This window comes from Anaerococcus nagyae (assembly GCF_040364225.1).
GTDB lineage: Bacteria > Bacillota > Clostridia > Tissierellales > Peptoniphilaceae > Anaerococcus > Anaerococcus nagyae.
On the sequence record NZ_AP031484.1, the window covers coordinates 1348821 to 1362554 of the forward strand.

12 protein-coding genes, 1 tRNA gene, 1 pseudogene and 1 other annotated feature are annotated in these 13734 nt (G+C 31.0%); all 14 genes and pseudogenes read right to left on the reverse strand.

Annotation, left to right across the window (positions count from 1 at the left end; all coding sequences use genetic code 11):
* Nucleotides 1–165: 165 nt before the first annotated feature.
* Nucleotides 166–618 (reverse strand): redoxin domain-containing protein, encoded by a 453-nt coding sequence (locus tag ABXG81_RS06645; RefSeq protein ID WP_117522093.1) that lies wholly within the window; start codon nt 616–618, stop codon nt 166–168.
* A gap of 44 nt (nt 619–662) precedes the next feature.
* A complete protein-coding gene (locus tag ABXG81_RS06650; RefSeq protein WP_245325744.1) occupies nt 663–1853 on the reverse strand; it encodes an amidohydrolase in 1191 nt (396 codons plus the stop codon).
* 60 nt (nt 1854–1913) lie between these two features.
* Entirely contained in the window at nt 1914–2285 is a 372-nt protein-coding gene (locus ABXG81_RS06655; protein ID WP_117522094.1) for a RidA family protein, read from the reverse strand.
* 59 nt (nt 2286–2344) lie between these two features.
* A complete protein-coding gene (locus tag ABXG81_RS06660) occupies nt 2345–3346 on the reverse strand; it encodes a M15 family metallopeptidase (protein WP_117522095.1) in 1002 nt (333 codons plus the stop codon).
* A gap of 228 nt (nt 3347–3574) precedes the next feature.
* Nucleotides 3575–5767 carry an RNA degradosome polyphosphate kinase gene (locus tag ABXG81_RS06665; protein WP_288223195.1) on the reverse strand — a complete coding sequence of 731 codons (2193 nt, stop codon included), beginning with the start codon at nt 5765–5767 and terminating at the stop codon, nt 3575–3577.
* Nucleotides 5768–5769: 2 nt separating this feature from the next.
* On the reverse strand, nt 5770–6678 hold the full coding sequence (locus ABXG81_RS06670) for an exopolyphosphatase (protein ID WP_353528596.1): 909 nt from the start codon (nt 6676–6678) through the stop codon (nt 5770–5772).
* Nucleotides 6679–7428 carry a glutamate racemase gene (gene murI / locus ABXG81_RS06675; RefSeq protein WP_288223194.1) on the reverse strand — a complete coding sequence of 250 codons (750 nt, stop codon included), beginning with the start codon at nt 7426–7428 and terminating at the stop codon, nt 6679–6681.
* The gene (gene ispE / locus ABXG81_RS06680; protein ID WP_353528597.1) at nt 7421–8257 is read right to left on the reverse strand and encodes a 4-(cytidine 5'-diphospho)-2-C-methyl-D-erythritol kinase; all 837 of its coding nucleotides are present in this window, start codon (nt 8255–8257) and stop codon (nt 7421–7423) included. Before ispE ends, murI begins: the two co-directional genes overlap by 8 nt.
* Before the next feature lie 78 nt (nt 8258–8335).
* Nucleotides 8336–8425, reverse strand: a tRNA-Leu gene (locus ABXG81_RS06685).
* Nucleotides 8426–8485: 60 nt separating this feature from the next.
* Complete coding sequence (locus ABXG81_RS06690; protein ID WP_353528598.1) at nt 8486–9211, reverse strand: amino acid ABC transporter ATP-binding protein; 726 nt, start codon at nt 9209–9211, stop codon at nt 8486–8488.
* Nucleotides 9204–10664: an ABC transporter substrate-binding protein/permease gene (locus ABXG81_RS06695; RefSeq protein ID WP_209814564.1), complete on the reverse strand. Its 1461-nt coding sequence runs from the start codon at nt 10662–10664 to the stop codon at nt 9204–9206. The genes ABXG81_RS06690 and ABXG81_RS06695 overlap by 8 nt, the downstream gene beginning before the upstream one ends.
* Before the next feature lie 16 nt (nt 10665–10680).
* Nucleotides 10681–11154, reverse strand: a complete 474-nt coding sequence (locus tag ABXG81_RS06700; protein ID WP_353529248.1) for a hypothetical protein — start codon at nt 11152–11154, stop codon at nt 10681–10683.
* 15 nt (nt 11155–11169) lie between these two features.
* Nucleotides 11170–12057 (reverse strand): annotated as a pseudogene (gene argH / locus ABXG81_RS06705) (argininosuccinate lyase); the annotation flags it as partial.
* 1 nt (nt 12058) lies between these two features.
* Nucleotides 12059–13300 (reverse strand): argininosuccinate synthase, encoded by a 1242-nt coding sequence (locus tag ABXG81_RS06710; protein ID WP_117522103.1) that lies wholly within the window; start codon nt 13298–13300, stop codon nt 12059–12061.
* A 75-nt stretch (nt 13301–13375) separates the two neighbouring features.
* Nucleotides 13376–13604 (reverse strand) — a binding site (T-box leader).
* Nucleotides 13605–13734 lie beyond the last annotated feature (130 nt).

Here is a 13734-nt window from a genome sequence, read left to right on the forward strand (position 1 = left end):
TAAATAAGCTGTTTAAATAGATTGAATTTAAATTATCATATTAAAGTAAATATATTAACTTATTATAAGTACTAGATGAAAAATTAAAAAACTTACAGATTTTGTTTTGGACAATATTTTCTGAATAATAAAAATCCCCCAAGTTACACTTGGAGGTAAGTATTTTTATAGATTTTCTATTAGTTCTTCTACATCAGGCAATTGTGAAGGTTCATAAATTTTAACCCATTGAATTTTTCCATCTTCATCAATGATTACATTCGCTCTTTGACTAGCTCCATTTTCTTCGTTGAATAAACCATAGGCCCTTGTTATTTCTGCATATGGGAAAAAGTCTGAAGCTATTTTTACATTTTCAATACAAAGTATGTCAGCCCATTTTTGTTTAGCTGGGAATGGATCTATGGAAAGTCCTATAACAACTGTATCAGCTTTTTGTTGAATCTTATCGTAATTTCTTTCAAGACTCCTCATTTGATCAGTACATACTGATGTAAACGCCAACGGATGCCATGATAAAATAACCTTTTTACCCTTTAAGTCTGCTAATTTTACTTCTTCTTTATTTTGATCTTTTAATCTAAAATCTGGAGCTAAATCACCAATTTTAACTGTCATAACTATCTCCTTTATTATTTACTTCAATAATCTTATACCCAAAGTTAAGATAAATAAATACTGGCAAATTTTACCATAGACTTTATAGCTATAGATATAGACCTTTCGTCAATATCAAAGTACTCATTGTGATGCTCAGCCCCTGATCCTAGCTTATCATTCTTTGTTCCTACTAGAGCAAACATAGTCTTGGCAATCTTATTGTAATCAGAAAAACTTTCTGATCCAAACCATATAACATCCTCTTTTACAGAATTTGGCATAATATCTTCACTGGCTTTTCTAGAAAGATCAGATAGACTTTCATCATTTATAACCGGATTATACTCCACTCTTATATCGTTAGCTATAAATTCACATTCATTGGCTTGTGCAGTAAGTTTACCAACTTTTTTAATTAAATCAACAGCTTTTTCTCCTTCTTTCCTATCAAAAAATCTAATAGTTCCTGTAACCCTAACTTCGTTTGGTATGACATTAGCAATTGTACCTCCATTAATAGATCCTAAGCCAAGGGTAACTGTCTTTGTTACATCAAGCCTATTTACCCATGCACTTGCAAGGGAATTTATAATATTACTTGCTGCAAATATAGGGCTAACTGATAAGTCTGGTCTAGATCCATGTCCACCCTTACCTTTAACTGTAAAATCTACAATTCCAAATCCAGCCATAACGGGGCCAGCATCTAATCCTATTTTTCCAGTTTCTAGAAATGATGCTAAATGATTACCATATATGGCATCTATTTTTTCATTTTTTAAGGATTCTATCATAGGAGATATACCACTACCTGTTTCTTCTCCTTCTTCAAAAATAAAAATAATCTTACCGTTTAATTTATCTTTATTCTCTACTAAAATTTTCATTACCCCCAAAAGAATTGCCATATGTCCATCATGCCCACAAGCATGAAATACACCATCATCCTTAGACCTACAAATTCTTGCTCCATTTAAGTTATTCCTATTTTCTAAAATTGGCAAGGCATCTATATCTGTCCTAAGACCTAGGGTTTTGCCTTTCCTACCTGTGTCAAGGATTGCATAAAATCCAGTACCAAGAACTTCTTTTATATCAAGGCCTAATTCTTTTACCTGCTCTTTTAGAAACTTACTAGTTTCAATTTCCTTACCAGATAATTCTGGATTTTCATGTAAATATCTTCTAGTATTTATTAAATAATCATTTAAATTATCCACACTTTTTATAATTTGCTTATTTTCTATAGCCATATTTCCTCTACTAAAAAAGGTGGGATAAACCCACCTTGATTTCAATCTTTAAAAGTTAAATTATAAAGTTGCTATTGCTTCAATTTCTACTACTCCACCTAATGGAAGTGCTCCTACTTGGACAGCTGATCTTGCTGGTTTATGATCTGTGAAGAATTCTTTGTATACTTCATTTACTGCAGCAAAATCGTTAATATCTGCAAGATAAACATTGCACTTTACAACTTTATCCATTGATGAACCTGCTTCTTCTAGAATAGCTTTTACATTTTCTAATGATTGTCTAGCTGCAGCAGAGATTTCCGTAATTAATTCTCCATTTTCTGGATTAAGTGATAATTGTCCAGATGTGAAAACAAATTGTTCTGTTCCTATAGCTTGAACATATGGTCCTACTGCTGCTGGTGCTTTATCTGTGTGAAATGCTTTCATATTAATCTCCTTTAGTTTTAGTAATAATATTATCTTACTTTAAATAATTTTTATGTAAATTATTTAAGCTTTAAATATTCTTCTAATGTAAGGTCATTCTCGTATATTTCTTTGGCATTTTCTACACCTACAAATCTAAAATGCCAAGATTGTGCCTCATGACCAGTTTTATCTTCTTTACCCTTTGGATAACGTTCTATAAATCCATACTTATAAGCATTTTTTGATAGCCATTCATATTGGGCAGTCTTTTCAAATTTATCGTTATATTTGCTACCTTCTGTAAAAAAATCAAATGCTTGACCTGTTTGATGTTCATTTTCGCCAGGAAGAGAGCTATCCGGTTCGTTAGCTTCGTGCATTCTTTTTTCAAGATCATAATCCCTATAATCTGAAGCAATCTTAATATCTAGGCCGTCTCTAGCCATATCTTGTCTCATTGTTTCAAAAGATCTTCTTGCTGTCTTATCTACTCCTGGATTAAAGTCAGCTGGAAGAGGATATTCTTTACTCACATAACATAGACCATTTACAATCTTTATTTGTTTATCATCATCAAGCTTTGCTAAGCCAAATTTGTTTACATAATAATAGGTATCATCAATTTTGACTTTGGAAAATCCATTCTCAGTGCCATAATATGGTATATATGATCCCTTTGTTATGTACTTTTCTGTCTTTGAAAAATCATTGGGGTATTGGTAGGCATATTGTGTTTGCTCACACAAGACGTAGGATATAAGTTTATCTTGATATTTATCATCTTCTATTGCATGAGATTTATCTACATTTGCATCATCAAAACCTGCTTGAGTAGCTACATGAATTTTATCATTTGTTTCTTCTTTTGTTTCTTCTTCTAGTTCACTAAAATTACCAGCAGCTTGCCTATATTCTGAAGGTCTTGTGATCTTAAAGTCATCATTGTTACTTTTAATTCCAAAATTAAATATTGCTGCAGCAGTAATTGCCAAAGCTGAGCCTCTAAAAATTTTCTTGTTACGAGCTTTTCTTTTGCGTTCTTGTTTTCTCTTCTTTTCTCTGATACCTTTGTTAGACATAAAAATTCCTATTCATTTATTTCAATAATATAGTTGTATTGACTGTGGGAAAATAAAGTTTTCATCATAAAATATATTTCAATTTTAAATATAGATGAATCTTTTATTACTTAGTTTCATTATAGCATGTTTTATAATAAATTAATAGGGCTAAACCTAGAAATCACTTACTTTTATAAAAAAAAATCGATCCATAGGATCGATTTAGGCATTTTTTTATAATTATATTTATCTTCTGAAGATATCTATGATTCTTTGGAAATAATTTTTCTCTTTTACTAATTTTTTTCTTTCTTCGCTCATTATTTCTTCATTACGTTTTCTATTTTTATTAGCTATTCTTTGTAATGATTTGGCTTCTTTGGCTTCAATTGTACGCTTTTTAGCATCCTCTACAAGTTTTACTTGAGCATTGATATTATGAATATTTTGAACTTTTGTATATTCTCCATTTGGAAGCAGTCTTCTAATCTTTACATCATCTGATAACATTACATCCATAAATTTTAATATGCGTTTTTTGATGAATTCATCATAGATTGGAACTGCAACTTCCATCCTATTTCTTATATTTCTTGTCATAAAGTCAGCAGAAGATATATATAATTTACAATTATCAGCTCTTCCAAATTGATAGACTCTATGATGCTCTAAATATCTTCCTACAAGTGAATATACTTGTATATTTTCTGTACGATCTTTTATACCTGGAAGTATGCAACATATACCCCTTACAAGCATTACTATCTCAACACCCTCATTAGATGCTTCAGATAATTTATCTATTAGTTTTCTATCGGATATAGAATTAAGCTTTAATCTTATATAACCTTCTCCACTTGTTCTTTGAATTTCTATTTGCTCATTTATTAATTCATCAAGTCCTTCTTGCATAGACTTAGGACTAACAAGCAGATTGTTATATTCACCCTCTAAATTACCTAGCATAATATTATCAAATAAGTCTTTAGCATCTTGTCCGATTGCCTCATTTGATGTCATTAGAGAAAAGTCAGTATAAAGCTTAGCTGTCTTTTCGTTATAATTTCCTGTAGCTACTTGGCTAATATAGTTAATATTTCCATCATTATCAACTCTTGTTATCAAACATACTTTCGAGTGCGTTTTGTAATTATCAAAACCATATAGAATTTTGCATCCTGCATCTTCTAATCTTGATGACCATAATATATTGTTATCTTCATCAAATCTTGCGCGTAGCTCCATAAGAACAATTACATCTTTGCCATTTTCGCTTGCTTTTATAAGTGCTTTTGCAATTTTACTATCACTTGCAATTCTGTATAGGGTTATCTTTATAGAAACGACATTTTCATCATCAGCTGCTTCTTCAAGAAGTCTTATAACTGGATCCATAGATTCATAAGGATATGAGAGTATAATATCTTTTTTATTAATTTGATCGATCATTTTCTTATTATCATCGACCATGACTGATTGTTGTGGATAAAAAGGTTCGTAAGTGTGCTTTGCTATTATATTTTCTGGAAGATCATCTACTAGTCCAAATAAAAATCCTGCCTGCATTAATGACTTAGTTACAAATATATTTTCTTTATCAAGATCAAATTGAGCTGTCAAAAACTTTATGGAATCATCATCAAGATCCGTATCAACTTCAAGTCTTACTGGATGAAGTCTCTTCCTTTTCTTAAGTTTACTTTTCATATAGTCTCTAAAATCTTGATCTATATCATAGTCATCGTCGTCATAACTTATGTCTGTATTACGAGTTAAAGATATGGTATATCTATTTTCTACACCATAGCCTTCAAAAACTTGGTCACCAAACTCTTTAATTATATCTTCTATAAATACAAAGCTTGTATCATTAATTTTTAAATATCTTTTAATCTTATCTGGAACCTGAATCAAACCTACATGTTTACTTTTATCTTCCTTATTAGTAATTAATGAAAATACTACATACAAGGCGAGATTCGGCAATCTTGGAAATGGATGAACTCTATCTACAACTTGAAAATTTAAAATAGGTTCTATCTTAGTATTAAAGTAATACTCAACATATTTTCTATCTTTCTCATTTAGTTCAGATACTTTAAGTAGATTTATACCATTTACTTTTAACTCATCTACAATTTGATTATATACTTGATCTTTCCTGCGATATAAGTCTAAACATTCACGAAGTATAGCTTCTATTTGTTCATCACTAGTAAGTCCTGATTTGTTATCAATTGGCTTTTTCTTTAAATTTTTAAAATCTGTTAAACTTCCAACTCTCACCATAAAGAATTCTTCAAGATTGGTATCAAATATTGAAAAAAACTTTAATCTTTCAAGGGCCTCTACGTCTTTATCATTGGCTTCTTCTAAAACTCTCTGGTCAAATTTTAACCAAGATAGTTCTCTATTTTGAGTAAAAGATATGTCATGCATGATTAATTATTCCTTCCTAATAGTTTACTATATACATACCCTTCTCTTACCCCAGTTTGGCTAATACTAATTTTTTCACAATAAAAATATTTACATAAGCGATTAAGTATTGCCATACCAGGTAATAATGTATGTACCCTATCGGGTTTAACTGCAAGGATAGAATCCAATATTACTCTAGGTTCCTTATCTATGACTTCTTTTAGCATACTATTAAATTTACTAGCATCCATAACAGTATTTGATGAGTCCAAATCATAATATTCGTTATAGTACTTAAGACTAGCTCTGGCTGATCCACCCACTGCACACAATAAGTCATGATCTTCCCTATATAACTTACTTGATTCTAATAATGATTTTACTTCACTATCAATTGCTTTTTTCTCATCTTTGCTAACAAATAAGCCATTTACATAATCATTAAAAGCAGAAAGGGAGCCGATATTTAATGATGTTGATTTTATGACCTTACTTTGTTCAATGATTACTACTTCCGAAGACCCACCACCTATATCTGTAAGAACACCTCGAGAAACATCCACTGATGAGCTAGCTCCTATAAAGGAAAGTTTAGCTTCTTCTTCTCCGCTTATAATTTCAATATCTAGATCTAATTCATCTTTTACTCTTTTAAGTATCTCTGTCCTATTTGCCGCATCTCTTATAGTTGACGTTGCAAAAGGATGAAGCTCATCTATATCTCCAAAGTTATCTACCACCAGCTTAAATTTCCTAAGAGTACTAATAAGTCTGTCTATTCCTTTTTCTGTTAAAGAACCATTATCTACATAAGACCTTAATGATGCTTGCTCTTTTTCATTAAAAAGATTAATCACCTTATCCTCAGAAATTTTATAAACAGAAAGTCTTACTGTATTTGAACCGATATCTATTACTGCGTAAATCAATTATATCTCCTTTAGTTTTAAGCTGTAGTCAGTATCTATAAATTTATCTATTATAATTTTTGTAGAATCATTTATTTCTGTAAAGAATATATCTATATTATTCTTCTCAGTCTCATAAAAATTAACCTCGCTAGCAAGACATGTTGCAGGATTAATTATATTTGCATTATAAGTTAAGTTCTTTTTTATTGCCTCCTTTATAATAGGGTAATGGGTACAAGCTAAAATCAGATTAGGAATCTTTTTTTCATTAGCTATTGATAGATATTTTTTTAAGTTATCATCAATTTCTTTTCCTTCTATTATTCCTTCTTCTATAAGAGGTACTAAATTCCTAGCTGCTACTTCATAAACTTTTGACTTACCAGGAGTTTCTAAATAATGTTTATAATAGTGACTATTTACTGTTGTTTCTGTTCCTAAGACAATAAAGTCTCCTGAGTATTTACTTGCCTGCTTTATTCCATAAATTGGAATTGGATAAAATTTCTTCTTATACTTTTCACTTAGATAATCTGTAGCTATAACTGATATAGTATTACATGCTATAACATACTCATCTATATCATACTCTTCTAAAAAATTAACTATTTCATCAGCAAATTTTATAATTTCATCCTCATCTCGCGAACCATAAGGTGCTCTTTTTGAGTCTCCAAGATAAAAGTAATTTGCATTCTTTTTTTTAATAAGTTCACTTAATACGCTAAGACCACCCAGTCCTGTATCAAAAACTCCTATATTAGTCATCTATAAGCTCTACTTTCTCTACAATATTATATTTATTAGATAAAACCTTATATGCATTTTCGTATAAACTATCATCAAAGAATATTGCAAAAATACTAGCTCCACTACCACTTACTAAAGTTTTGTTAGCTCCCAGTTCTAAAAGATTTTCTTTGATTTTCTCTAAATGAGGATAATTCTCAAATATAACATCCTCCATAACATTCTCAAAGTCATCTATAATTTTCTTATTACCATCCTTAAGTCCCTCTACAATTTTATTGTTTTCTATGTGACCATAATCTTTCATATTTTTATATACGAAAGCTGAGGAGATCTCTGTCCCATCATTTATAATAAGAATTTTCATTTTAAGTCTATTCTTAAAGGGATAGATTTTTTCACCTACGCCCTTAGCTCTAGCCATTTTTTCTTCAAAGAAAAATGGTATATCTGCTCCAAGCCTTGCTCCTATATCCATCATTTCTTTTTTGCTTAGATCAAGTTTCCAAAGTTCGTTTAGACACTTAATCATTTCAGCCGCATCAGTTGAACCACCTGCAAGTCCTGCTGCTATAGGGATTTTTTTATTAAGTTTGACATCTATTCCTGGATTATCTACTCTATCTTTTAAAATATTCCAGGCTTTGAAAATTAAATTGTCCTCTAAACTACAGATATCTGGTAGGTTGGATATATAGTGAAAACTACTATCTGAGCTTTTATTAATTTTAAGTTCATCAAATAAGCTTATACGAGCCATTATAGTATCTATCTCATGATATCCATCTTTCCTTAAGTATAAGCTATCTAAGCTAAGATTTATTTTCGCAAAACATTTTCTGTTCATTTTAACCTCAGTAATAATTATAACAAAAGTTCCTAATTTTAAGCAAAAAAAAAGTGGATAATCCACCCTTATAATTGTTGGTGCAGGATAGAAGACTTGAACTTCCACGACCTAAAATCGGTCACAAGATCCTTAGTCTTGCGCGTCTGCCAATTCCGCCAATCCTGCATAAAATACTTATTTAATATACTCCCATTTTTTTCATAAGTCAAATAAATGTAAAAACATTTATAAGACTTGTGATAGGAATTGTTTACTACGTTCATTTTGGGGATTTGTAAAAAATTCATCAGGATTATCCGATTCTTCTTCTATATATCCGCCATCCATAAATATAACCCTATTTGAAACTTCTCTAGCAAAACCCATCTCATGGGTTACTACGATCATTGTCATACCTTCTTCAGCAAGTTCTCTCATAAGTTCCAAAACTCCACCAACCATTTCTGGATCAAGAGCACTAGTTGGCTCATCAAATAGCATAAGCTTTGGTTTCATCATAAGTGCTCTTGCTATGGCTACTCTTTGTTTTTGACCACCGGAAAGGCTTGATGGATAATTGTCTTTTTTATCTAAAAGCCCTATTCTATCTAAGAGATCTGATGCTTCTTTTATAGCTTGATCTTTTTTCATCTTTCCTCTCATAACTGGTGCAAGTGTTAAGTTTTCTATTATAGTCATATTGGAAAACAAATTAAAGTTTTGAAAAACCATACCAATTTCTTCTCTGAGTTTGTTTATATCTATGTTTTTGTCATTTATTTTTTTATTTTCAAAATAAATATCCCCTGCTGTTGGTTTTTCTATAAGATTTAAGCAACGTAAAAAGGTAGATTTTCCAGAGCCTGAAGGCCCAATAATTGATATGACATCATTTTCGGATACTTCTAGATTTATATCCTTTAAAACCTTAAGGTCTCCATATAATTTTTCTAATTTTTTCACTTTAAGCATATATTTGTCCTTTCTCCAATTGTTTGAAGATTTTTTCTATTATCAATACTATTAATAGATATATAAAAGCAGCTGAAAAGTATGCTGTGGCTGCATCAAATGTTTGACTTATTACAATAGATGCTCCGCGAGTTAGATCAGCAAGTCCTATGAAACCAGCTATTGAGGTTTCTTTAAACAAGGTGATTACCTCATTTCCAAGTGCAGGTAGTGAATTTTTGACAGCCTGTGGCATAACTACCTTTTTCATAGTTTGAAAACTACTTAAGCCAAGGCTTCTTGCTGCTTCCTTTTCTCCTTTGCTTACAGAATTTATACCACCTCTAAACAACTCTGCCATATAAGCAGATGAATTTAGAGCAAAAGATATAATTGCTACAAGCATTAAATTATCTAAGTTTACTAGTATTACATTAAACATTATAAGCAATTGGATTGTAGATGGCGTACCGCGAATTATAGATATAAAAAGACCAAATATCTTATCAAGTATCTTTATTAATATGCTACCAAAACCTTTACTAGAAGTATCCATATTTATATTCGCCTCTCTAACAAGAGCTATTATTAAACCTAGGACAAAAGATATGATAAGTGCAAAAAATGTTACTGTTAATGTAATTTTTAATCCATCTATTAAATATTTATAAGCTCCATTGTCTATAATAGTACTCTTAAATCTTCCAAATAGACCTTTAGATTCTTCAGAAGTTTCTGAATTTTGATATTTATCCATTATCTTATCTATTTTCCCTGATTTTTTTAGTGCTGATATAGCTTCATTCATTTTCTCTAATAATTCTGGGTTATCTTTACTAATAGCTATTGCATATTCTTCTTCAAGGTAAGGTGTATCTATAATTTGTAGGTCTTTATTTGCATTTAGAAAATTTTCTGCAGAATGTTTATCTAATATAATAGCATCAATCTTATTAGACTTTAGGGACAAAATAGCATCAGGAACTTTATTAAAGGCACTAACATTTTCTTCTCCAAAGTCATCCTTTGCTAGGGTGTCACCTATTGTTCCAAGCTGAGTACCTATGGTTTTATTATCTTCTAAATCTTCTACTTCTTTTATGTCAGAATCTTTTTTTATAATAATAACTTGACTTGTCTTTGCAAAAGAATCAGTAAAATTTACTGATTTCTTACGCTCTTCAGTTACTGTAAAGCCTGCTGCTCCACCATCAATTTTTCCTGATTGTATGCTTGCTATTATAGTATTAAAGTCCATATCGTGAAGCTTTACTTCAACTCCCATATAATCTCCTATAGCCTTTAATATGTCAGGATCTATACCAACGATTTCGTCGCCTTCATAGTATTCATAAGGTGGAAAATCCGCACTTGTTCCAAAGTCTATAACTTCTTTTTCTGCATTTGACTTAAATGGTAATAATATTACCATTATAAGTAAAAATGCAAATACACTCTTTATTTTGTTTTTCATTCTAACTCCATTTTATCTAACTATTTTTAAGCTCATCTAAGACATAATCTATTTGTCTTTTAACTTCTCCTTTAGCAGGTCCCCCTAAAGAATTTCTTGAGTTAAGACATTTTACTATATCTATATTATCATAAATGTCATCTTCAAATAAATCTGATTCTGATTTGTAAGTATTCAAATCAATTTCTTCTAAGGTTATACCGTTATCTGTAGCATATTTTACAAGTCTAGCAGATATATGATGAGCATCTCTAAATGCAAGACCCTTATTTACTAGATAGTCTGCTACGTCAGTAGCATTTAGGAAGCCTTCCTTACAGGCTCTTAACATTTTGTCTTTATTAACAGTCAAAGTATCCATTTGACCTTTCATAACCTTTAAGGATATTTTTACTGTATCTATACTATCAAATATAGCCTCTTTATCCTCCTGCATATCCTTAGCATAGGCTAAAGGAATACCTTTCATCATAATAAATGACTGATTCATATTTCCTATAACTCTTGCTGGCTTACTTCTTAAAAGTTCAGCCATATCAGGGTTTTTCTTTTGAGGCATGATTGATGATCCTGTTGAGTACATATCATCAATTTTTACAAAACCAAAAGGTTGAGATGATCAAATTATTAACTCTTCTGATAGTCTTGATAAATGTATAGCTATAATAGATAAGACAGATTCTAACTCCAATACATAGTCTCTATCACTGACTGCATCCATAGAGTTTTGCATTATACTATCAAAACCAAGTTCTCTTGCGCTAAATTCTCTATCAATAGGATAGGATGTGCCTGCTAGAGCACAAGCACCAAGCGGAGACGAGTTAAGTCTTTTTTTATAATCTTTAATTCTATCAATATCACGAAGTCCCATCATAGTATAGGCCATAAGATGATGAGCAAATGTTACAGGCTGAGCTGCTTGAAGATGGGTATAGCCTGGCATAATAGAATCAGTATTTTTTTCAGCTAATAAGCAAAGGGTTTTAACATAATCTTTTAAGATATTTTCGATAATCTCGCACTCATCTCTAAGGTTAAGCTTAAGATCAGTTGCTACTTGATCATTTCTAGATCTTGCAGTATGCATTTTTTTACCAAGATCTCCAATTTCATTTATGAGAGTAGCTTCTATAAAAGTATGAATATCTTCACTAGACTCATCTACTTCTATTTCACCTGACTTCAACTTTCTATTAATTAATTCTAAACCATTGATAATAGTTTCTGCTTCTTCACTTTTAAGGATATTAGTTTTTTCTAACATTTTGACATGTGCAATTGATCCTTTTATATCATCAAAGACCAATCTCTTATCTACTTTTATGGATGAGTTAAGTTCTTCTGCAATATTATCTAAATCGCCTGATAACATTCCACTCCAAAGTTTCATATTATTTATCTTCACTTTCTTGAATTGCTTTAGAGTATATTTTTGAACTTAGGCCAAATAAGTTTATAAAGCCTGTAGCATCTGATTGATTGTATACATCATCCTCCTCAAATGTTGCATATTCCTCTAAATATAGAGAATTTTTTGCAGTAATTCCAGCAGGTTGCATATTTCCCTTGTATAATTTAACCTTAACCTTACCTGTAACATTTTCTTGGGTTACATCAACAAATGCATCCATAGCTTCTTTAAGTGGAGTCATCCATTTTCCTGCATATACTAGTTCAGCATAATCATGTGCCATCTTTTGCTTATATTGTAAAGCATCAGGATGGATAGTAACTGTTTCTAGCTTCTCATGAGCAAAGTATAATACAGATGCTGCAGGATTTTCATAAACTCCCCTTGATTTCATACCTACCATCCTACTTTCGACTATATCATCAATACCGATCCCATGTTTACCGGCTATCTCATTTAATTTCTTAACCAGTTCAAATCCTTTTAGTTTTTCTCCATTTAAGGCGACTGGGATACCTTTTTCAAATTCTAATTCTACAACTTCTGCATTATCAGCTGCTTTTTCTGGCGGTGTTACCCAATATAGTACTTTTTCTAAATCCGCCGAATTTGCTGGATCTTCTAGGTCAAGTCCTTCATGTGATAAGTGCCAGATATTCTCATCCATAGAATAATCTTCTTCTTTGGTTACTTTAAGCTCAATACCATGCTCTTTAGCATAAGCTTCTTCTTCACTACGTCCTTTGATATCCCAGAACCTCCAAGGTGCTACTACTTTAATTTCTGGTGCTAAGGCCATTATAGATACTTCAAAACGTATTTGATCATTTCCCTTTCCTGTGCAACCATGAACTATAACTTCAGCTTCTTCTTTTTTTGCAATATCTACCAATACTTTTGAAATTAGTGGACGAGCAATAGCTGTTCCTAATAAGTATACATTCTCATATTTTGCATCTGCTTTTAATGATTTAAAGGCATATTGATCTATAAATTCTTCTTCAACATTTATATTATAAAACTTACTAGCTCCTGATCCCAAAGCTTTAGTTTCTAATGCATCTGGATCTTTTACTTGACCTAAATCAACTGAGACACAAATAACTTCTTTTACTCCATGTTCTTTTAGCCAAGTTACCATTACGGACGTATCAAGACCTCCAGAATACGCTAGGACTACCTTGTTTGCTTCTTTTAAAATTTCATATTCGCTTTTTAACATAATTTCCTCCATATAATTTATTATCAAATTTAGTTATCTGTGTCTTTTTGGGTAATAAAAAAGAGCTTTCATCCCAAAAGGGACGAAAGCTCGTGATACCACCCATATTTATTTATTTTTCACAAAATAAACCTCATCAAGTACTAACATACTCTAACTCTGTAACGGGAGTTCCCGTATGAATCTCCTTGTATCGACTCATAAGCTCAGAGGTTCTTTTTTCTATCTTACTACTTATCCTCTCACACCAACCAGGACTCGCTTGAAGCTTTAGGATAGATACTCTTCTCTTCAACACTTTTATAAACTAATGATTTGATTAAGAGCATTATAACCTCATTTATATTTTTTGTCAAATAAAATTACTATTTAATATTATTTTAAAAATTACATTTATAAATATTGCTTTCACATAACTTATAATAAATTCTTAT

Bases quoted from the DNA above. Each gene is read 5' to 3' on its own strand.
- ABXG81_RS06645 (WP_117522093.1), bottom strand. From the start codon at position 618: ATGACAGTTAAAATTGGTGATTTAGCTCCAGATTTTAGATTAAAAGAT.
- ABXG81_RS06650 (WP_245325744.1), bottom strand. From the start codon at position 1,853: ATGGCTATAGAAAATAAGCAAATTATAAAAAGTGTGGATAATTTAAAT.
- ABXG81_RS06655 (WP_117522094.1), bottom strand. From the start codon at position 2,285: ATGAAAGCATTTCACACAGATAAAGCACCAGCAGCAGTAGGACCATAT.
- ABXG81_RS06660 (WP_117522095.1), bottom strand. From the start codon at position 3,346: ATGTCTAACAAAGGTATCAGAGAAAAGAAGAGAAAACAAGAACGCAAA.
- ABXG81_RS06665 (WP_288223195.1), bottom strand. From the start codon at position 5,767: ATGCATGACATATCTTTTACTCAAAATAGAGAACTATCTTGGTTAAAA.
- murI (WP_288223194.1), bottom strand. From the start codon at position 7,428: ATGACTAATATAGGAGTTTTTGATACAGGACTGGGTGGTCTTAGCGTA.
- ispE (WP_353528597.1), bottom strand. From the start codon at position 8,257: ATGAACAGAAAATGTTTTGCGAAAATAAATCTTAGCTTAGATAGCTTA.
- ABXG81_RS06690 (WP_353528598.1), bottom strand. From the start codon at position 9,211: ATGCTTAAAGTGAAAAAATTAGAAAAATTATATGGAGACCTTAAGGTT.
- ABXG81_RS06695 (WP_209814564.1), bottom strand. From the start codon at position 10,664: ATGAAAAACAAAATAAAGAGTGTATTTGCATTTTTACTTATAATGGTA.
- ABXG81_RS06700 (WP_353529248.1), bottom strand. From the start codon at position 11,154: ATGAATCAGTCATTTATTATGATGAAAGGTATTCCTTTAGCCTATGCT.
- ABXG81_RS06710 (WP_117522103.1), bottom strand. From the start codon at position 13,300: ATGTTAAAAAGCGAATATGAAATTTTAAAAGAAGCAAACAAGGTAGTC.